Raw genomic sequence first — 21,007 nt, 5'->3', positions numbered from 1 at the left:
GTCACACTCCCGTCGATGCGAGATGGACCGCATTCTCGATCCGCTGATAGCAGCCGCAGCGGCAGATATTGCCCGACATGGCTTCGCGGATCTGGTCGTGGTCGGGCTTCGGGTTCTGGTCGAGCAGCGCCGCCGCCTGCATGATCTGGCCGGCCTGGCAGTAGCCGCATTGCGGAACATTGACCTGGCGCCATGCCTTCTGCACCGGATGGTCGCCGGTCGGGTGCAGCCCCTCAATGGTGGTAACCTCGCGGCCGACGACGTCGGAGACCGAGGTGATGCAGGCGCGGACCGCCTCCTTGTCGACGATCACGGTGCAGGCGCCGCACAGTGCCTGGCCGCAGCCGAACTTGGTGCCCGTGAGGCCGGCTTCGTCACGGAGATACCACAGCAGCGAAAGATCCGGGTCGCCGTCCCAATTCTGTTCCTGGCCGTTGATTTTTAGTTTGATCATGGTCTGTCCTCGCTCTGCTTAAGCTATTGACCGGTTGCGGCGCGAGCTGCGGAACGTCTTCCATCGCCTGCGGCCGCGCTGATGTTTGTTGTGCCAAGATATTCGTGAGCCAAATTTGCCGTGCGCCAAGGTCTGCGCTTTGTTCCAAGCACTCCTCTCGCTCGTCCGGCGCCGTGCAGGCGCAGCATGGTGAATAGCTGCGATGTTAGCAGAGACAGTCGCCGGGTGACTTCACAGGCAGGTGTTTTACAGGGAGCTGTTTTGCATTTGCGGTTTGTCAAAAGCAGGGCCGTGCATGATGCAGAGATGACATCCTGACGTGGTCATCATGCAATCGATGATGGTGTGCGGCCGCATCGCTGATCCGCGCGGGGCGCCTTGGGCAGGGCGCTCCGGGACCCCTTTCCGTGCTGAAACCGCGGGCACGGCATGGTAAGCATGGATGACAAAATCCACGCCGCAATGCACAAGCCATCTTGCGGCGGGGCGATTTCGAGGCTATTGCCTTCCCCCTCAACGCTCCCTTCGTCTAGCGGTTAGGACGCGGCCCTCTCAAGGCTGAAACAGGGGTTCGATTCCCCTAGGGAGCGCCACACGACGGATCTCCCGTCCGCCAATTTTTTTGAGCGCGTGGCGTTTCTAAGAGCCTCCAATCGGAGGCAAAAAATTGAAAATACCAAATATTCCCGCCATTTCGCAGGATGGCGACGGTACGCTCTATCCGGATTATCCGGCTCGGAGCATGGCCCTGAACCCAAAAGCGTCCAACAAAACGTCTAACAATCCGTCCAACAGCGGGGTGGGTCATGCCTGACTTTCTTACCCGCCGGGACGGCACATGGCACTTTGTGCGCAGGGTCCCCGCAGAGTTCTCCCAGTACGACAAACGGGGCATCGTTCGTCAGTCCACAAAAATCCGGGTCGCTAAGGATCGAACCGGCCGCCAAGCGTTCCGGGTAGCCGAGAGGCTGAATAGCGAATTGGAGGCCTTCTGGGCGCAGATCACGGGAAGGGACGAGCTAGTAGCGGCAGGCCATGATCAAGCCCGTCACCGGGCGCGGGCCATGGGATTTGACTATATTGAGAATGACCAATTGGTCTCGGCGTCGCTTGAGAAGATCATCGAGCGGCTGGACGCTTTGGGCGCGCGTGACTTGAGGGTAGACGCGGGTGCGAGAGCCGCGTTGCTCGGGACACAGCCTCGCCCGTCCATCCTACTCTCCACGGTCTTCACCGAATACGAAGACCTTATGCAGGACCGCACAAAGAAATTTTCTCGCAATCAACTTCGAGTTTGGCGCAATTCACGCGTCCGTGTCGTCAACGAACTTGTCGGCATCACTGGCGACAAGCTTATAACCGAACTTAGCGAAGATGATGGTCTCGATTACGTCGAATGGTGGCGTGAACGCGTCCTTGCAGAGGAGGTTCAAGCAGGCAGTGCCAATAAATCGATGGGTATGTTAAGCCGCATGCTCAAAGAGGTTAGCATTCGCCGTCGTGTTAGAGTTCCCGAGATATTTAAAGGACTGCGCCTCCATACCGACGGGGCAGGTGTCCGAAAGCCGTACGAGACCGACTTCATACAAAACAAGCTAATGGCCGAGCACGCGCTAGATGGATTGAATGAGGACGCCCGGCTGATCCTTTACATTTTGGCGGATACGGGGCTGAGGCCCTCTGAGCTTGTTAACCTCCAGGCAAAAGCAATTCATCTAGATGCACCGATTCCTTATGTTGACATCGTCCCCGAAGGCCGAGTGCTGAAAACTCAAGATTCGGAGCGTAAAATCCCGTTGGTGGGTGCGGCACTCGCGGCCATGAAATTGCGACCGGACGGGTTTCCGCGCTATCGGGATAAGTCCTCAGCGTTGTCCGCAACGCTGAACAAGTTCCTTCTAGAAAACCATCTTCGGCCAACGAAGGCGCACACGGTCTATTCTCTGCGACATAGCTTCAAAGATCGGTTGATCGCAGCGGAAGCGCCGGACAGTCTCATCGATAGCTTGATGGGTCACAGCACGGGTAAGCCCAAATATGGGGACGGGCCATCGCTGGAGCTCAAATTCAAGTTTTTGCACTCGATCGCCTTCACGCCACCTTCGCGGCTGTAGCTCTGGAGCAGACGGCGAGCCCGGTCGCGCGTCGTCTCCCTCCGTTTTAGTTCAACGAGTTCGGCTTCGAGCCTCTCAAACAGCGGGAGATGCACGTCACCGTCCAATTCGATGAAGTAGGCGAGCAGAAGCAGGGCGCGCTCGACGCGCTGTATCAGCGGTAAGCTATCCGCATCGACAGTTTCAGCCTTGGCGGGGCGAGATTGGTGTACATCGGACATAAGAGTCATAATGGATGCCCGTGGTAATGATGGCAGAGGCCCTTCCTTTTATTTAACGGAGATTGCTGTTCCTTCCGTCTTGTGCGGTTTCTTGCTTTGCCTACCGCACAGTCCGCATTTTCCTCGATGTTCGGGTCAGTCTAAGTGATTTCATTGTGCCGCATTAGGGGATGCATCAGCAAATGAATGTTCTATTCGCAACAAAATTAGAGCGCCTCTCTTGAGGTGCTAGGCGGCACAGTCGTCTTCTGCATCGGAAGGAAGATCATCTTCGGCGGCGAGAACGGCCTTGATATCGATAAGGTGAATCTTGCTGATGTAAATCGTCAAGTCTTGCTGCGCCAGCGTGACCTCGAGCTCATCGCCTTCAAGGTCCTGGACCATTTCGCAGATCATCGTCTTCGATGCATTCGCATGCCGGTACATCGCGGAGTGATTGGGGCATAGCGCGAGATAATTTTGAAAGTGGCGCTTTTGTAGGCCGGGCACAAATTCGACCGTCTCGAAAAACTCAGTGCCGTCATCGAGTTTGAACGGAAGAGGCCCTTTGCAAATCTGGCAGGTCATTTCACCATCACGGTTTCGATAGTGCTGCCGCAGATACTGCTCCGCCTCCACCTTCATGTCTTCGCGGCCCAGTGATACCGAGCGGGCGCGGATCTCGGTTTCCTTATCTGGCGCTTCGGCCGCCTGTTCGGCATTTCGTGCGCGCCGTTCAGGATTGACGGGGTCTCGGTCCGGCACGGCTGCCTTCGCGGCTCGCTCCAGCTCGGCGAAGAAACGCTCTTGCTCTTCTGCCGGCAAGGCCGCAAACCGCTGGGCACGTTCCAAGGCGCTCGCATCAGCAAAGCCGGCTTTCTTGGCGATACTGTCCTTTTGTTCCTGCTGCGTTGCCTGACGGCTCACCTCGACGCCGAATTCAACGGCCTTGAGACCGGCATTACCAACATCAAAAGGAAAGCCTTCCGGAAGCAATTGACGCATCGCATCGGACGGGCGAACAAACTGCCCGTCGCGTTGCGGGACCCACTTGGCCGCGCGCAGCTCATGCACCAGCCGCGATTCGGCCGTGCGGGCCCCCCACGAATTGTTGCGCTGATAAGTGGCTTTCCAATAATGAGACCCAGGCGAAATGCTGGTTAGCGTTCGCCAGATGAGTCGCGAGAGCGCGAGTGATGGCGTCTTCAGGAGTTCCATGATCATCGGGATGAAATAATCCCGGTCGATTGGAGAGGTGTGGCGATCCCCGCCGACGGACCTCAAATAGGGCCACTGGGGGTTGTTGTGGCAATAGCCCTCGGAAATTGTGAGATTCGTTATCGCGCCGACCGCCTTTGCGAAGGCGGTAATCCGCTTCAGAGCTATGCCGCAATCCTGATAGCGCGCGTGTAACGCCACGCATTCGGTGTTCTTGCCAAGCCGGCTGTAATAAGCGGAGAGGTCAGTCTCCTGATAAGGCTGATCGAGGTAAATCGAACCAGGTGTATGCCACTGCTCTTTTTCACCTTGAAAGACGTAGTAGGGGCCGAAAAGTTTCGCCGTGGCAGGCTGCTGCTCGACGAGACCTACAAAGCGTTTCAAATCGCGTCGATAAGTCTTGTCATCCGGTACCTCGGCTTCCTCTGTGTATCGGGCTTTGAGAATGAGTTCGACTTCTTCAGCCTCACCCAACTCGCGCACGCCGAGGTCGGACAAGAACTTTCGTGCCTTCTCCTGAACGGGTTTCGATCGGCCCGACGTGAACACACGCGGATCGACCGTCGCGACGTTATCGTCGGTCTCGTCGTTGCCAAAAAACGCATTCGCGGCCACCTCAAAGGTGCCGTCCTGCAAACGGACGAGCTTCAGGCCTCGCAGCCGGTGGAGACCAGATTGGATCGTGTCATCGTGCAATAGTCCGTAGAATTGCTGAAGCCACTCCGGCGACTTCTGTCCCAGCCATTCCATGAATGCCTTGTCCGGGCCTTGCACGTAATACGGCGATACGCTGATGTAGCGGGTTCCCGTGCTCGCCCTGCTCGTGAGTTCTCCGACAAGGGCATCGACGCCCCATTCCCGGATACTTAGCCCGGAAAGAAAATTGTCGACGCGATTGCTTCGTTGTGTCGCTGCGATGGCCCATAGTGGCGGGACGTCTTTGTGTTCGATGAGAAATTTAAGGTCTTCCTTCGACAGCAGGCTTTTTTGGGCCGCCTTCGCCTGGACAAGCTGCGTGGCTGGCGCGTGGTCGCGCTCATGGGTGGGCGTCAACGGTCCTGATTTCATCGCGTTGATGATCGCCGTCCGGATAGGCTGGTACCGCGCGGGAATCTGATCCTGAGGGTTTGGGAGGACGGCGAGGAATTCAGCCGTGAGCAGGCCGAAATCCCTGATTTTGTACAGACACTGAGCCGCGAGCTCTGCGAGCTGCTTGAAGAGCGGCTCGTTTTCCGTCGTCTCTTTAATGCTTGCACGGCTCAACTCCGGAACAAACGGGCCGTGCAGGTGGAAAAGGAACCCCGACGTTTCTTTGACGGCAGTGAAGAACACCGCTACCCGTCCCTGTGAGGCTGGGACGATGCGCATTTGCTGAGCTAGAGGCCTTCCCGCGTCGTATTCTTTAACGCCTGCCAGGAATTCAAGAGGAAACGCTAGGGATACGGTCTGTTTATCTAGGCCGGCCACAGGTTGATCAAATTTGAGAAAGTAGGACCGACCCGTAACGCGATCACCGCTGCTCTTAAAAATCTCGAAGTGCGATTCCGCGTGCATGCGCCGGCTTACTTCGCCGAAATCATTTCCGACCCGCCATCTTACGGTCTGAAGGCTTGACAGGAACAACAGGGTCGTCTCATCCAGATCCTGTAGACCGGTGGCAATATCGGCGTAAGCTTCCTTCGGTGGTTTGTCGGGATTATCGAATGGAAACTCGAAACGCGTTTTGTTTCCAATTGAGGGATCAGGCGGGATCCGTTCGGGCAGTATCAACTGCAATATCCTAAACGAAAACTCGCCAGACCTTACGGTTGGAGATTGTGTGTAAACGAAGACAGATTTGAAGCCGACACCGAATTTACCGATTTGATTTTTTGCTTTTGCCTTCTTGCTGCTGTGGATGCCAGTGATCGCGGTCACGTCGCCCCTCGTGAAGGTGCGCTGGCCGTCGTGCATACAGACAAGCTTATCGTTAGTGAGAGTGAATGTGATTTCGGTCGCGCCTGCGTCCTCCGCGTTTTGCAGAAGCTCATAAACAAAATGGGCACGATCAGGATAGAAGTCCTCGAAGATATCGAGGTTGACCTCGTCCTTGTTGGCATCGAGGCCGTCGATAAGCTGACGCCGCTTGCCGATAAGCTCATTCAGAAAAGCTTCTGCATCGCCTTGGCTCTCAATTCCCATGTCATCGCCTCCTGTCCTAAGACGTGGCAAATTTCGCCGCCAATCCGTCGAGCGTGGCGCTACCCGTGATTTGGTCGTCAGGTATGAGCAGGTAAATCCATGGCTTTTTGCCGCCGGCATGCGCCGTGGCTGTCTTGCACCAAGTCGTGGCTGCTGCCGACTTCGCCTTTACGACGGGGTCTTCGAGCTCATTCCTTGCCTTGACCTCGCAGATCAGCATTTTGGTCTTGGTCTCGACCACAAAATCTGGCTCATAGGCTTCGCCCGATCGATAGTCGATGCGGAATTGGTTGCGGCCTGGCTTGATCCACTTTTCCGTGTTGGCGTCTCCGTCAATCGTAACGGCAAGGCGGCGCTCGGGGTCGGTGTCGAATTTCTGGAGCGGGTAGCAGCAGATCTTGAACCCGCCGAATACGTGTTTGCGTGTTTCTGACAGGGGGGCAATGGCCTGCCTGAAGTCGCGAACGCGCTGGTTCTGCGGGACGTTCATTGGCTGAGCCTGGAGTAGCATGAACCCGCGCGTGACCGTCACTTGGTAGTCATCCTCCCCGAGCGGCGTCTCCCGGTAGTGGTTCATCATCTGCGCGAAGATGAAATCAGCGAGCTGTCGCCCATGCCGCAACAGGACGTTTTCGACATCCAGCGCGTCGAACAAATACGACTTGATCCGAGCGACCATCTGACCGGCGAGCTTATATAGCAGCGCCGCATGCTCGTCGTAGTCCACCTCATTACGCTCGATCAGATAACGGACGAGGTAATCTTCGGCCCGCGGTTCGCGCGGATCATCGAGTGTGCGGGCAAGGTAGACGCGCGCCTGTGTCCGAAGATCCTCGATGATGATGCCTTCCTCGATGGGGCGCATGTTGACCGCCTCAAGGTTTTCGAGGTCAAAGTCTTCAAACGTAAACGTGACCTGCTTCTTGGGCAGGACGACAATTTGAGGGATCGAAATCGTCCGGTCGGCGACTGTTACGGCTACCGTTTGCACGATTTGCTCGATCCGCGGCTCCTGGACAACACCTTCGAGGGTTCCCTGAACGGGACGAATAAGCTCCCGTACCTCATCGGCGATCTGCTGTTGAACGCCAATCTCGCGCAAGGCTTCCGCGCTGCCAAGTTTGCGCTCATAACGCTTGATTACCTCAAGCGTTACCTCTGCTGCCTTCCCTTCCTCGGCAGAATTAAAGACGAAGCCAGCATTCTCGGTGGGCGCAAAACCAGGGATTTCGGGTTGCGCGCCGGTTACAATCATTTCCGCAATCGAAGGGGCCGTGACAAGGGTTGTCCCGGCGGATGGAATATCGCCGCCATCTCCAATCTCGATCGTTTTCATGACGATGGACCCGGGTTCACGGGCTTTCGCAATGAGATCGTCGAACCGTTCGTGAGCGATCACCGTTAGGCGGTCGACGGCGGAAAATTCGTCGTCGCCGCCTCTTGAAACGCGCTTGCCGAAGGGAAGGCGCAAGCCCCGTCCCAGGGTCTGCTCGGTGAGAATATCGGAAGCGGACGCACGAAGCGGTACGATCGTATAAAGGTTCGTAACGTCCCACCCTTCTTTCAGTTTGTTGACGTGAATGACTATCTCAGTACCGCCGTCATGCTCCAGCGCGACGAGGCGTTGCATCGCTTCTTCGCTCTCTTCACCTTTTTGATTGGAGTGGACTTCTGCCACCTTGCCCTTGAAGCGACCCTTAAAGAACTTCTCGGACTCGGCAAGTTCCCGTAATCGCTTGGCTTCAGTCGTGTCGGCCGCGACGATAAGGATGAATGGCGTTACTTTGCGCGCCCCTGTTGTTCGGTGGTAGCGATCTAACTCCACCGCGACGTGGTCATGGTGATGAACAGCGTCCTCAAGCTTGATCATCTCAAGCTCCTGTTCGCCCACCGATTTCGGATCAAAGTCCTTCCGCGTAGCAACTGCTGGCTCCTTGACGAACCCTTCGGTCATCGCTTGCGCCAGCGTGTAGTTGTAGATGACATTCCGGAAGGGAAGCGAGCGCGCGCCAACGGTCTTGGGTGTAGCCGTCAATTCAAGGCCAAGGATAGGCTTCAAGCCGTCAATGGCATTGGCGCCGGCACTGGCGCGATAGCGGTGCGCTTCATCCATCAGAAGGACGAGGTCATCAAGCCGCGAAAGATAGGCATAGTAGCTTTCGCCCACGGTTTCTTGGAGCCGCTTCATGCGAGGCTTGCCGCGGGGGCCCTCCTCTTTGTTGATTTTGTCGACGTTGAAAATATTGATGTGAACGTCCGAACCGAACAGATCGGTAGAGCCGCCGCGGTCGAAGCGAACGCCGATGCCGGTTTCATAGTTGTCGCCGGTGACGATCAACGGCGGCGTTGACGCAAATTCCGCCACGCCTTTGAACACGTACTTAGGGCTGTCTGGCGAAAAGTCGGTGATCAACTTTTCATAAATGGTCTTATTGGGTGCCAGGACGAAGAAATGGCGGCTTCTACCAGTGAGATACAGGTAGGTGATGAACGCACCCATCAGACGCGTTTTACCGACGCCTGTAGCAAGTGCGAAACACAGTGAAGGGAATTCACGTTCAAAGGCTTCCACACTCGGGTAGGCGTCGCGTATCGTGGCTAGTGCCGCATCAGCAGTCCCGTCCCTAGAAAGGTCGATCCGCTCCAGTACGTCAGCAAGGATCTCCAACGATTCCGCCTGAGGTTTGCGGAGTGACAAGCGCTGAGTGATAGTACGGGCTATCCGGTCGCTCACTTTTCGACTCCGTCACTGAATAGGTCGTTTTGGGAAGTAGAGCTGAGCCGCTTCTTCCGGGTCCTTGTACCCAAATCGGAAACGTTGGCTGAGTCAGCCCCGCTAGTAATCTCGGGCAGAGCTGCGATGTTGAGGCTGTAATCATCTTTGCCCCATTCGCATTTGCGCAATACAGCCTGAGGAATCTTTTTTATTGTAAGGTTTGCAAAGCCGTCGGCGTCGGCATGGAACGCCTTGCAGCAGACAAGCAAGCTGCGTTCTTCGCCGACCGCTTCGGATAACGTGGCAAGCTGCGCGCGTGTAAGACTCTGAGTGGTGACGTATATGAAGTCAGTTTCAGACGAGTAGCCCTGCTTCCAATAGTGGCCTTCATCCGGTTTATAAGTGAAGCCCATCAGTTTGCAGACGGCTTGAGCGACCTTCGCGCCATCATACTCTTTCGAAATAATCCAGTTTCCCCAAGCGTCCTTCTCCAGAAACGACGGCGCGAGGCGGTAAAATCGAAAGCCGCCGCCGCCATTCCAATCGACAGCGTCGGTTATGCCGCCGTCATCGAGGCCATCGATGACTTTCCTCAGTCGAGGGACCACGTGAGTATCGCAGTGTTCACCCAGCTCCACCATGATCCAGCGCCGCCCCATTTTATGCGCAACCGCGCCTGTCGTTCCGGAGCCTGCGAAGGCGTCCAACACAAGATCGCCCGAGTCCGAACCGATCGTTAGAACTCTTTGAATGAGGCGCTCTGGCTTAGGTGTCGAAAAGAGCCGTTCCCCAAACAGCTTCTTACTTTCCTTCTTCGCTTCGTCATTGTGTCCGACATCGTCATAAGTCCAGATCGACACCGGTGGCATCTGGTCTGTAACTTCACTAATGAAGCGCTTAATGGCGGGACGGCTGTCGCCCGTCGCACCAAACCAGATACGATTGTCGGCGATCAACTCCTTGAACTTTTCATTCGTGTATCGCCAGCTTGTGCCTTCAGAAGGCCAGACCTCTCGACCGGAAGGAAGGCGGACGGGGAAGACTGCGTAGTCTCTGACTTCATTTCGCAATGTATCGCCCGGCTTCCAGGGGCCGCGCGGGTCTTTGTCAGGGTTGCGGTACCTTGCGGTCTGCTTCTCTGTCTTTGGCAGCCAGTTCAGTCGAAGTTTCTCGATGTTTTTTGCGTAGACGAAAATGAAATCGTGAGAATCGCTGATAAAGCGTGTGTCGGCTTTGGGGGCGTATTTCTTTTGCCAAATGATCGTTGTTACGAAGTTGGCCCGCCCAAAAATCTCGTCACACATTACTTTGAAATAGTGACCTTCATGATCATCAAGGTTGATCCAAAGCGATCCATCCTCGGACAGAAGTTTGTGGCAAAGCTCGATCCTTTCACGAAGCAAGCTGAGCCAGAGGGAATGTTCCACACCATCGTCATATTCTGGGATCGCACTTCGCGTGTTATACGGCGGGTCTCCGTAGATGCAGCGGACGGTTCCTTCGTACTCAGGCAATAGAGCTTTCAGCGCGAGCAGATTGTCTCCGTTGATCAGAACGTTATCAAAGATGTCATGTTCGGTAAGTCGCGCGCTTGCGTGATAGGACTTATCGTTGTCCTCCAGCAGAATGCGCGGCTCCAGGCGGGGACGATCGTTTTTCCCAATCCACGTCAATTCAAGGCGCTGCTTACGGTTCGTCATGATGCGCCTCCCTGACGCTTATTTGTTCTTTTGCTTCCGGCGTCGCTCATACAACCTCCCACCGCACAGTGAACAGGTCAGTGGAAGTCGGTTCTAGCTTCAGGCTTTCCTGAATCTTATCCAGCATAGCCTCGACTTCCGTACGGATCGCCGAGCGCCGGTCGAAGAACTCCGCCTTCAACTTGTCGCGCTTGGCGCCAAGGTTGCTGATGAGGCGCTTCTCGGCAACTTTATCGGTCATTGATAGATTGGAGCCGCGCATCGCCTTGTTCCTGTCGCGAATTTCCACTTCGACAGCTTTGATTTCAGTTTCGAAGGCGCGCTCAAGGTCTTCCGCATAAGCGTCGAGCTTTTCGCTCTCCTGATCAAGCCATTCTGCGTTTTGCTGCTCAGCATCGTCGATAAGCAACTTGCGATGCTCGGCTTCACGAGCCTTGAGGTCGGCGTCGGGCAGCGCCCCAGAGACCGGTTCGTTTCTCGCGGGGACATGCAGCAGGCGCTCGAACGTTTCGGCGTGGATCGTCGAACCGTCGTCTGCCGTGACTGCGAATACTAACTGCTCCCGCGTAATCGCTGGTGTCGCGATCTTGAGCTTGGCAATGCGGGCCCAGCCGGACTTGCCACGAAGTTTTTCGACGTCGGCCAAGCGCCCGCCGTGATAATCCGCCACGGTAAAGCGCAGGCACGATGGGGCATCGAAAGAACGTTCCTTGGCCTTACCGACGAGGCTGGTTGCGAGTGTGCCCTCGAACAAACGGAAGAATTTCCACCCCCTTTCGTCTGCCAGCGGCCACTCGGTAGTATAGGTTTCGCCGCGATAATCGAACCGCCGCATGTCGTCGGCATGGAATCTAGCGTCGGGAAGTTCGGCGCGGGCAACGCAAAGAAGTTGCCGCTCAAATTCTGAAAGGCGCCGATCGATCTCTTTACCTCGCGTCTGCAAGCGATCGATCACTCTTTCATCGACCGATTCCATAAGGCGCTTGCGGGCATCAATGACTTGCTCGCTTATCTGTGATTGCAGCTCGTCCTGAAGGGCGTCGAATTCGGCGTCGATCTGAGCCTCGCTGCGGGCTCGCTGCACGATTTCAAAAATGCGGCGCTCAATGTCGACGCCGCGTTCGATTACCCCGAGCACTTCATCACTTGCGCCAAATACGCCCTTAAACAAATTAAATTTCAGGTCGAGAAGCTGGTGCACGCGGCGTTCCGCGTGGTTTTTGAGGTTCAGGAAGTTGACGACGGTTACGTCGATTTTTTGGCCATAGCGATGGCAGCGCCCGATGCGCTGCTCTACGCGCTGCGGATTCCACGGCAGGTCGAAGTTCACCAGCAACGAGCAGAATTGCAGGTTGATGCCCTCGGCACCCGATTCCGTTGCGATGAGAATGCTACGGTGATCGCGGAAACCTTCGACAATGGCGGCCTTCATATCCGCCGTTTTCGATCCGGAAACAGCGTCGCTACCCTTGTGCTTGGCAAGCCAGTCCTCGTAAAGCGCCTTGCTGTCGGGATCGTTGTTCTGGCCGTTCAAGAGGACAATGTCATTTTTGTAACCATTGGAGGCAAGAAGCTCGGCGAGATAATTTTGGGTTCGCACCGATTCCGTGAAAATGACAGCCTTCCGCTGCCCGCCTTTCGCTTCAATCTCGTTAAGGACCCCCGGTAGGGCTCTCACCAATTCGATGCCTTTAGCATTTTGGCCTATGGTGCGTGCCAGGTCTCGATAGCCTTCAAGCTCGGCAATCTCGGATTCGAGCTTTTTGCGATCGACTGCCGGCTCTACTTCTCCGGCGCTCGATCCGTCGGCGTCCTCAATCTCCTCGGCTTCTTCATCAACCACATCATAGTCGTCGACGGCGTCAATCCCGACCGGACGCATTTCCTTTAAGCGGTCGATGATCTTTGTCAGCGTTTCGGACACTGCAAAGGTTGATGAGCCGAGGATCTTGCGTACGACCATCGTAACTAACTGGTTCGGTTTGCTTCCAAACGCGATCGTATCGGTCCGCTGCAGATAGTTTGAAACGGCCGTGTACAGGTCCATTTCAGCGGGGGACGGCTCGAACTGCACCGTCCAAGGTCGGCGCTCGGTGTAGCGGATGTGGCCCGCTTGCTGCACTTGGCGACGCAGCGTGCGTTTGCAGATTGATTCAAGCCGCTTGCGGAGAAATACAAGGCCGTTCTTGGCGCCAGCACCCGCGACAAATTGGGAGCGGAAGGAAGCTTCATCTCCGAAGTGACTTTCATCCACCACGGAAACGAGGCCGTAAAGTTCCATCAACGAGTTTTGCAGCGGAGTCGCCGTCAGAAGAATCTTGAAAAAGCCGCGTGTTGCATCGCGCAAGCTTTTTGCGCGGTTTGCTCCCTCTTTACGATAGACGTTGCGAAGCCGGTGCGCTTCGTCGAACACTACCAAATCCCACGACCCACGCTTGATGTCGTCGGCCTTGAGGGCGGCGAATTCGTACGAAGTGATGACAACCTTATCTGTATGATCGAAGGGGCGGGCGACACCGGCCTTGCGCGCGTCCTTGTAGGTCTTGCTCTCGACGATGACGGAGGGCAGCGAGAACTTCTCGTGCAGCTCTTGGCTCCATTGTTTGCGCAACGAAGCCGGCACAATGAGGAGAATACGGCGATGACGCTCGGCCCAACGCTGCGCGATAACAAGGCTCGCCTCGATCGTCTTTCCGAGTCCGACCTCATCCGCAAGCAACACACCTTTAGACAGCGGCGATGAAAGTGCAAAAAGGGCTGCATCCACTTGATGCGGGTTCATCTGAACGCGCGCTGTCGAGAGAGATTGCGTTAGGGCGTCCTCTCCAACTCCCTCAAGCGTCAGGCGGTGCGCGAAAAACGTCGCCTGTTGTGGCGAGTAGTAAGCAGAGGCAAGGGTCTCGGGTGGTCTCGTGCTGCCTGCGCTCGGGGCGGGAGCAGGGTCATTGGCTGGAGCCTGACCCTTTTCGATCCATTTGGTGAGGGTGGTGCGGTCAAAGCGCCATGAGCCGCCAACCTTCACGCCGCCTGGAATCTTCCCGTCGGCCGCCAGCTTATAGACCGTCTTCTCATTCATCTTGAGGAGATCGGCCACTTCGCGAATTGTCAGGATATTCTCTATCATAAACCCGTTGTACACGAGTTCCAGATTGACAGCTAGAGAAAATTGGAGAAAATCACGGAAAGGATCGGAGTATGGTTGAGCTCAGATCGGACAACTTCGGTGTAACTTACTGAAATTGTTGCTTTTGCGTCCATAGATTGTAGCTGTGGATAATACTCTATCAAGGGGCGCGGTGCGATGATCGCCGACGCCCGGTTCCCTTTGCGAGTGCTGAGCTTTCGTCATGCTGAACAATTTGCGCCTTCTTCAAAATGTCGGTCAGTTCGACTCTGTTTCGACGGGTGCAGGCTTGCAGCTTGCCAAGCTGGCGTTGGGCTATGCCGAGAACGGCCGAGGCAAGACGACGCTGTCGTCCATCCTTCGCTCGCTCGCGACAAATGACCCTGTCCTTATCCGGGAACGGCACAGGCTTGGCGCGACGCATGCACCGCGTGTCATTGTCGACTGTGCGGGCGGACCGCCTCACGCGATGTACGATAACGGTGCATGGAACCGTCACGTTCCCGACATTGCCATCTTCGATGACGCTTTCGTCGACCAGAATATTTGTTCTGGCCTTGCGATAGATGCCGCGCATCGGCAGCATCTGCACGAGTTCATTCTCGGAGCCCAAGGCGTCACGTTGAACCTGGCGGTTCAAACGCAGGTCCAAAATATCGAAACGATAAGCCGGTCATTGCGCGACCTTGCTGCGGCCATTCCAGAAACCGCGAGGTTCGGTGTTCCAGTCGAGCAATTCTGCTCGCTTCCGCCAAACCCCGAAGTTGATGATGCCATCCGTGATGCCGAGCGCGCCGTGGCGGCGGCAAGCCAACAGGATGCTATCCGCGCGGGGGAGGATTTCCGATCCTTCTCGCTCCCGGAAGTTGATGTCGAAGCCATTCGGACACTCCTCGGGCGCACCCTGGAAGGGTTGGATCAGACTGCGACCAATCAAGTGCAACAGCATTTTGCGTCATTGGGGCGCGGTGGCGAACAGTGGGTCGAAAACGGCATCGGCCGCATTCCAGGCGACCTCGATCATGCTGCCGACAAGCCGTGCCCGTTCTGCGCGCAGGATCTCGGAGGTTCGGAGCTCGTCAATCACTACCGCTCCTATTTTGCAGCCTCCTATGCTGATCACAAGCAAGCGACAGACGCGATGCTCCAGCAGTTCGTGTCAGAACACAGCTCCGATGCGCAACTCTATCTTGCGCGGATTGTGCGGCTATGGGGCGAGGCCCGGGGATTTTGGTCGCAATTCACGGATGTTCCTGAGGTGAGCTTGGATGTCGACGCGATTCAAGCTGCTTGGACCAATATGCGTGATGCTATCAAAGTTGCACTCGAAGCTAAGCGCGCCGCGCCGCTCGATCGGATCGAACTGAGTGCAGATGCCTCCCGTGCGATCGAACAGTACCGCCTGCAAGCGGCGTCGATCGCGCGCTTGAGTGAGCAATTGCAGCAAACCAAGTCCGCTATCGAATTGGTGAAGGAGCGGGCGGCAACTGCGAATATGGCGGCATTGAAAAGCGACCTATCGCAGCTTCAGGCGACTAAAAGTCGCCATTCCCATGAAATTGCGCCGCTATGCGACAACTATCAGGCGGAGAACCGCAACAAACTTGCGGCCGAAGCAGCGCGCGACGCGGCGCGTGCGGCGCTCAATCAGTATCGCACCAACATTTTCCCGGCCTATCAGGTGGCGATCAACGACTGTCTTCGTCGCTTCAATGCCGGGTTCCGGCTCGATAGCGTGACGTCGAACAATACGCGCGGAGGCTCATCTTGTACCTACAATGTGCTGATCAACAACCAGTCCATCGCTGTTTCCGCGACGAATACACCCGCCGGAGCGCCGTCCTTTAAAAGCTGGGGACCGCAACACGCTGGCACTCGCCATTTTCTTCGCGTCGCTCGATCAGGACACGAATTTGGCGCGCAAGATTGTGGTGATAGATGATCCTGTGTCGAGCCTTGACGACCATCGAACCTTATCGACGGTACACGAAGTGTGTGCGCTCGCACAGCGCGTAACGCAGGTCATCGTCTTGTCGCACAGCAAGCCGTTTCTCTGTGCGTTGTGGGAGGGCACCGATCCGACCCTTCGATCTGCGTTTACGCTCGAACGAGCGACCAGCGGCTCAACGCTGCGCGGCTGGGATGTCAATCAAGACCTGATCACGGACCACGACCGCCGCCACGCCTTGCTCCGCGATTACGTGCACACAGCGCAGGGTGACCGGCGCGAGGTTGCTGAAGCGCTTCGTCCGAGCCTCGAAGCATTTATGCGCGTGGCCTATCCGCAGTATTTTACTCCGGGCTTTTTGCTCGGACCGTTTCGCGGATTGTGCGAACAGCGTGTCAACACGCCCGATCAGATCTTGGATCAGGGGGACATTGACGAGTTGCGCCGCCTGACCGATTACGCAAACAGGTTTCATCACGATAGCAACCCCGCGTACCGCACCCAAGCAATTAACGATACGGAGTTGGTCGATTTTGCACGGCGGACCTTGGCCTTCACGACGCGCTAGCGCTCCTCCCAGGGCAGCCGGAATGGAGCCGAGCAGTAAAACGCGCATCATCTGTCGCTGACGAGCGTCCGGCCGGGCCGCTTAGTGAAAATTCCTCGCCTTGATCTTGAGGGTATCGATGTGAAGGTCGGGCTCATACATATCGCGAGGCCGAATGATCGGTGCTTTGGGCTCACGGCTATCCATCCCGCTGCCGCCGTGCTTCGCTTCATCGCCACGGCCCGCCGGCAGGATTAGCGCGTCGCCTGCGCCAGACATGAGCTTGAGATCATTCGTGAGGTCACATACCTCCGCGACGATGAGATGAATGACGTTGCTGGCACTTTGAACGCGGCCGCGCACGCCGAGCATGCTCGCGGCGAGTATGGATCGCCGGTTTTTGGCAAACACGGAAGGCCAGACGATCAGGTTCGCGTTCGCGGTCTCATCCTCGATGGTGATGAACATGACGCCCTTGGCGGAGCCTGGCATCTGGCGAACCAGCACAAGGCCGGCAATCGACAATCGAGTGCCGTTCGGCGCGGTTCGTATGGTCTGACACGAAGCAAAGCCTCGTTCTGTCAGGTTGTCCCGAGCAAACGAGACAGGATGCCCGCGCAAACTTAAGCCGATGGTGCGATAGTCCTCGACGACCGCCCGGCCCGGTGCCATCGGCGGCAACTCGACAGAGTTTTCCGTGGCTTCAGGCCGCAAGAGCCCGTCGTGGTCGTCCGCTGCGGAAAAGAGCGGAAGTGGACTGTCCCTCAGCGCCTTGATCGCCCAGTTCGCTTCGCGCCGGGAGAGGCCGAGCCCGGCAAAGCCATCGGCGGCTGCGATGTGCCGCAACATGGCAACAGGGATGTCGGCGCGGCGCCATACTTCTTCAATGGAGCTGAGACGGCTTTCGAGGCGCTTTTCCCGTATGCGCCCAAAACTGCGCCGGTCGACAAGCTGCTCGGCATCCTTCTGGTTCAGGCTGCGCACCATGCAGAAACCGAGGCGCACGGCATGGTATTTCCCGGACCTCGGCTCCAGCGTGCAGTCCCATTCCGAGAGATTGATGTCGACGGGACGGACCTCGACACCATGTTCGCGGGCGTCTCGCACCAGTTGCGCGGGCGCATAAAAGCCCATGGGCTGCGCATTGAGGATTGCTGCGAGAAACGCATCGGGATGATGGCACTTCATCCAGCTCGAGGCGTAGGCGATGAGCGCGAAGCTCGCGGCGTGGGATTCCGGAAAGCCATAGCTTCCGAAGCCTTCGAGCTGCCTGAAGGTACGTTCGGCAAATTCGCGGGTGTAGCCGTTGTCGAGCATCCCGGTGATGAGCTTCTCCTGAAACTTGTGAATGCCACCCGTAAACTTAAAGGTCGCCATGGAGCGGCGAAGCTGGTCGGCCTCGGTCGGGGAGAACCCGGCAGCAACCATCGCGACCTGCATGGCCTGTTCCTGGAATAGCGGCACGCCCAGGGTTTTTCCAAGCACTTTGCGCAAAGCCTCGGTCGGAAAGGTTACAGCTTCGCGCCCCTCACGGCGGCGGATATAGGGATGGACCATGTCGCCTTGGATGGGACCCGGCCGCACAATGGCGACCTCGATGACGAGGTCATAGAAAGTCTTCGGACGAAGGCGCGGCAACATCGCCATCTGCGCGCGGGATTCGATTTGAAATACGCCGGTCGTGTCGGCGTTCTGGATCATGGCGTAAGTGGCGGGATCTTCGGCAGGCACGGAAGCAAGGTCCAAGCGCAGGCCTTTAGCCTTGTCCAGAAGGTCGAAGGCGCGGCGCATGCAGCCCAGCATGCCGAGCCCCAGCACATCGACCTTCATGAATTTAAGAGCGTCGATGTCATCCTTGTCCCATTCGATGACCTGCCGGTTTTCCATGGCGGCAGGTTCGATGGGAACGAGTTCGTCGAGACGATCCAGCGTGAGAACGAAGCCACCCGGATGCTGCGAGAGGTGGCGCGGCGTGCCGATGAGCTGCTTTGCCAGATCGAGAGTTAACCGCAGCCGCCGGTCCGCGAGGTTGAGTCCGAGTTCTTTCACTTCCTGCTCGGCGACGCCGTCCGTGCTCCAGCCCCAGATCATGCCGGCAAGAGATGCCGTAACATCTTCCGGCAGGCCGAGTGCCTTGCCGACCTCGCGCACGGCGCCGCGCGAGCGGTAACGCGAGACAACGGCTGTGAGCGCGGAGCGCGTCCGGCCGTAGGTCTCATAAATCCACTGAATGACTTCTTCGCGCCGTTCGTGCTCGAAGTCGACATCGATATCCGGTGGTTCGCGACGTTCCTCGCTCACGAAGCGCTCGAAAAGCAAACCCTGCCGTACGGGATCGATCGCCGTGATGCCTAGCACATAGCAGACGGCGGAATTCGCGGCAGAGCCGCGCCCCTGGCAGAGGATGCCCTTGGAGCGGGCGAAGCGAACGATGGTTTCGACAGTCAGGAAGTACGGCGCATATTGCATGCGTTCAATCAAGGTGAGCTCGTGCCGTAATTGTGTAGCCACCTTGTCGGGGAGCGCGTTCGGATAGCGCCGCGCGGCACCATCCCATGTGAGCTTTTCGAGCCGTTCCTGAGCGGTGAGCCCATCCTCGAGTTCTTCGGTCGGATAGGAGTAGGTCAATTCATCGAGCGAGAAGCGGCAGCGCTCCGCTATTTCGATGGTCCGGCGCACGGCTTCCGGATAGCGGGGAAACAACCGGAACATTTCCTGCGGCGTTTTAAGGAAGCGATCGGCGTGCCGCTCAAGCAGAAAACCTGCCCGGTCGATGGTCGTGTGCAGGCGTATGCAGGTGACCACATCCTGCAACATGCGCCGTGTCGGGCAATGATAGAGAATGTCGTTGGTGACGACTGTGGCCACACGAACTCTCGAAGCCGCGCTTTCGATGCTTTCCAGTCGCTCGGCTTCATTTGGAAGAAAGAGGCGGGTCAGCGCGCAATAGGCGCGGTTGCCGAAGATATCGCGCAACCGGGCAAGCTCGCTTCCCAAGCGATCATCGAGCCCGTCCGGAAGAAGGACGGCAAGCAATCCTTCGTTCCATTTCGCGACATCAGGCCAGTCGATTTGACAGGCGCCCTTGCCGGCACGCGCCTTGCCAACGGTGAGCAGGCGGCAAAGCCGACTATAGGCTCTGCGATCCGTAGGATAGACGAGAAGGGACGTGCCGCACTGGAGATCGAGCCGGCAGCCGACAAGAAGCCTGACGCCTGTTACTTTTGCGGCTTCATGAGCCCGCACGATCCCCGCGAGCGAATTCCGGTCGACGATTCCGAGCGCCTTGATGCCGAGCACTGCCGCCGCCGCGAACAAATCCTCAGCCGATGAAACGCCACGTAAAAAGGAAAAATGCGTGGTGACCTGCAATTCTGCATAATTCATGCTTCACCCACGCCATGGAGCCACCAGCCGCCACCTTCTCCGGCAGGACCGTTGCGGAATATCCAGTAGCGGGAGCCATCTGCGGTTTCGATGCGGTAGTAGTCGCGCACGAGGCTGAGTTCGGCATCACTGATCCACCACTCACCGTGGATACGTTCGGGCCCGTCCGCCTTGGCGACACGATGCTGGCGATTGCGCCATACGAACATGCGCGGCGGGTGATCGGGGAGTGCCGCAATAGCATGAACTTTTTCCGGTCGATCAAATAGTCGAGCGGGCCGCGGCAGGTTTTTGGGCCATGCCACGCTTTGGATCGGGTCCAAGGCTGGGATACGTTTCATGCTGCGCTCGGGCAGCGCGCTTTCGACGGGCGTCAGCCGGAACACCTTGTTCTGCCCGAGGCGCACACCGAGCGTATCGACGAGCTGGCTTACATCGACATCGGCGCCTCGCATCCCGACGTGGCGGCCGATGGTCTGCTTTTCGGCAAGCGCTTCGACCCACGAAGCGGTCAGGGCCGCGATTTCGATACCGAGGCCGGGATCGACCAAGACAAGCCGTTCGGCAAGCAGTTTTGCGAGGTGCTTGGGTTCGCGGTAGGGACGGGACAGACCAATGCGCACCGACTGATCGACATTGTCGACACGGGTAAAAACAAGGTCGAGACGACGCGCGCCGACGCCGCGGCCTTCCAAAAGCAAGCAAAGCTTTTCGCATAGCCGCTCGATCACGCGCTGAAGATTGTCGGGATCGGCAATCGGCTCGACAAACTTCAGTTCAACACGCGGCAATTCGGGCGGGATAATCGAGGTCAGCGCCTCGGTCAGGCTGCCAAGCGCCTGATCGAAGCGCAGAAGCACATCGGCGCCAAAGCGCAGATGAAGGCTTGCGCGCGGTTTGCTTGCGAGCTGTGCGATGCGCTCAATGCCGACTTCGTGGAGGGATGAGACAACTTCCGCCGGAAGGCGCAAGGCCGCGACCGGCAGGCTTGCAATCGCTTCCGCTTGGCGGCCGGGAGATGCAAGGCTGGTCGAGCCATAGCGTGCGAGCGCCCAGCTACAACCTGGTGTATCCGAGATCGCGGCCTTCGACCGATACCCGGCGCTCTCAAGCCGCGCACCGAGATCGGTGAGAAGAGCATTCTCGCCGTGGAAGAGGTGAGCAGAGCCAGCGACATCAATGAAGACGCCATCCGGAGGGTTCACGGCTACGACTGGCGAATACCGGACACACCAGATCGCCAATCTGAACAGCGCCGCTTCATCTTCCTCCGGGGTGGCATCCATCACGATCAGATCGGGCAGAAGTGACTGCGCATGCGCCACGCTCATGCCCGGGGTTAGGCCGAGGCGTGCAGCCTCGTCGTCGACGCTCACAATGGCGCGACGCTGTCCCTGCATTAGCGCTGTGACCACGTG

Annotated in this window: 10 protein-coding genes and 1 tRNA gene; 4 read left to right on the top strand and 7 right to left on the bottom strand. The window is 57.4% G+C overall.

The genetic code is table 11. The annotated features are described in order from the left end of the window. Position 1 precedes the first annotated feature (1 nt). Positions 2 to 454 (bottom strand): (2Fe-2S)-binding protein, encoded by a 453-nt coding sequence (locus tag H8A92_RS08790; RefSeq protein WP_229195443.1) that lies wholly within the window; start codon positions 452 to 454, stop codon positions 2 to 4. 518 nt (positions 455 to 972) lie between these two features. On the opposite strand from H8A92_RS08790, the gene H8A92_RS08785 reads away from it, so the two are divergent. Beyond that, positions 973 to 1,047 (top strand) — tRNA-Glu (locus tag H8A92_RS08785). 213 nt (positions 1,048 to 1,260) lie between these two features. Continuing rightward, positions 1,261 to 2,568, top strand: a complete 1,308-nt coding sequence (locus tag H8A92_RS08780; RefSeq protein ID WP_229195442.1) for a tyrosine-type recombinase/integrase — start codon at positions 1,261 to 1,263, stop codon at positions 2,566 to 2,568. 449 nt (positions 2,569 to 3,017) lie between these two features. Here the strand turns inward: H8A92_RS08780 and H8A92_RS08775 are convergent, their stop codons facing one another. Genes H8A92_RS08775 through H8A92_RS08760 form a run of 4 tightly spaced genes read right to left on the bottom strand, consistent with a single transcriptional unit; the run spans position 3,018 to position 13,707 of the window. After that, complete coding sequence (locus H8A92_RS08775) at positions 3,018 to 6,167, bottom strand: sacsin N-terminal ATP-binding-like domain-containing protein (protein ID WP_229195441.1); 3,150 nt, start codon at positions 6,165 to 6,167, stop codon at positions 3,018 to 3,020. A gap of 16 nt (positions 6,168 to 6,183) precedes the next feature. Continuing rightward, positions 6,184 to 8,901: a DEAD/DEAH box helicase gene (locus H8A92_RS08770; protein WP_229195440.1), complete on the bottom strand. Its 2,718-nt coding sequence runs from the start codon at positions 8,899 to 8,901 to the stop codon at positions 6,184 to 6,186. After that, on the bottom strand, positions 8,898 to 10,583 hold the full coding sequence (locus H8A92_RS08765) for a site-specific DNA-methyltransferase (protein ID WP_229195439.1): 1,686 nt from the start codon (positions 10,581 to 10,583) through the stop codon (positions 8,898 to 8,900). Before H8A92_RS08765 ends, H8A92_RS08770 begins: the two co-directional genes overlap by 4 nt. Positions 10,584 to 10,629: 46 nt before the next feature. Further along, the gene (locus H8A92_RS08760) at positions 10,630 to 13,707 is read right to left on the bottom strand and encodes an SNF2-related protein (RefSeq protein WP_229195438.1); all 3,078 of its coding nucleotides are present in this window, start codon (positions 13,705 to 13,707) and stop codon (positions 10,630 to 10,632) included. Positions 13,708 to 13,930: 223 nt separating this feature from the next. Here H8A92_RS08760 and H8A92_RS08755 point away from each other — a divergent pair, with 223 nt between their 5' ends. Both H8A92_RS08755 and H8A92_RS08750 read left to right on the top strand, forming a co-directional pair. Beyond that, positions 13,931 to 15,649 (top strand): AAA family ATPase, encoded by a 1,719-nt coding sequence (locus H8A92_RS08755; RefSeq protein WP_229195437.1) that lies wholly within the window; start codon positions 13,931 to 13,933, stop codon positions 15,647 to 15,649. Continuing rightward, positions 15,576 to 16,223 carry an AAA family ATPase gene (locus H8A92_RS08750; protein WP_233285359.1) on the top strand — a complete coding sequence of 216 codons (648 nt, stop codon included), beginning with the start codon at positions 15,576 to 15,578 and terminating at the stop codon, positions 16,221 to 16,223. Before H8A92_RS08755 ends, H8A92_RS08750 begins: the two co-directional genes overlap by 74 nt. A gap of 81 nt (positions 16,224 to 16,304) precedes the next feature. Here the strand turns inward: H8A92_RS08750 and H8A92_RS08745 are convergent, their stop codons facing one another. Both H8A92_RS08745 and H8A92_RS08740 read right to left on the bottom strand, forming a co-directional pair. Beyond that, positions 16,305 to 19,589: an error-prone DNA polymerase gene (locus H8A92_RS08745; RefSeq protein ID WP_229195436.1), complete on the bottom strand. Its 3,285-nt coding sequence runs from the start codon at positions 19,587 to 19,589 to the stop codon at positions 16,305 to 16,307. Then, positions 19,586 to 20,989, bottom strand: a complete 1,404-nt coding sequence (locus tag H8A92_RS08740) for a DNA polymerase Y family protein (RefSeq protein WP_229195435.1) — start codon at positions 20,987 to 20,989, stop codon at positions 19,586 to 19,588. The genes H8A92_RS08745 and H8A92_RS08740 overlap by 4 nt, the downstream gene beginning before the upstream one ends. Positions 20,990 to 21,007: the final 18 nt, after the last annotated feature.

The organism is Bradyrhizobium acaciae, from assembly GCF_020889785.1.
In the GTDB taxonomy this organism is placed as follows: Bacteria; Pseudomonadota; Alphaproteobacteria; order Rhizobiales; family Xanthobacteraceae; genus Bradyrhizobium; species Bradyrhizobium acaciae.
This window is presented reverse-complemented; position numbering and strand designations above follow the sequence as displayed.